The 388-nt window shown below is 75.0% G+C and carries 1 protein-coding gene; it reads left to right on the top strand.

Going from position 1 to position 388, the window contains the following annotated elements:
- A partial coding sequence (locus E4T88_RS17825; protein WP_185146768.1) for a GAF domain-containing protein occupies positions 1-388 on the top strand: 388 nt, incomplete at both ends.

Raw genomic sequence — 388 nt, 5'->3', positions numbered from 1 at the left:
GTGGGAGGACTCGGCCCGCTTCGCCGCCTATTTCACCTGGGGCGGTTCACTGGTGCTGCTGGCGTTCATTCTCGGCTCCGCCGCGATGACCGGCGCGGACCACCGGGCCAAGGCGCGCGAGGCCTGGATCCGCAGCGGCGTGATGGGCCTGTCGGACGAAATGCGCGGCGACCTGCGGCTCGACGAACTCGGCCCGCGCGTGCTGTCGTACCTCGCCCGCCGGCTGGGCGCGCGCGTCGGCGCGGCCTACGTGGCCGAGGGCCATGGCCTGTTCCGCCGCTTCGGCGGCTATGCGCTCTCGGGCGCTCCCGGGCCGGAGCGCGTGGCCGAAGGCGAGGGCCTCGTGGGCCAGGCCGCCCAGTCGCGGCAGACGGTGCATGCCCGGCAC

This window comes from Dysgonomonas mossii, assembly GCF_004569505.1.
GTDB lineage: Bacteria > Bacteroidota > Bacteroidia > Bacteroidales > Dysgonomonadaceae > Dysgonomonas.
The sequence above is the reverse complement of the archived record's forward strand: the minus strand, read 5'-3'. Positions and strand labels throughout refer to the sequence as shown.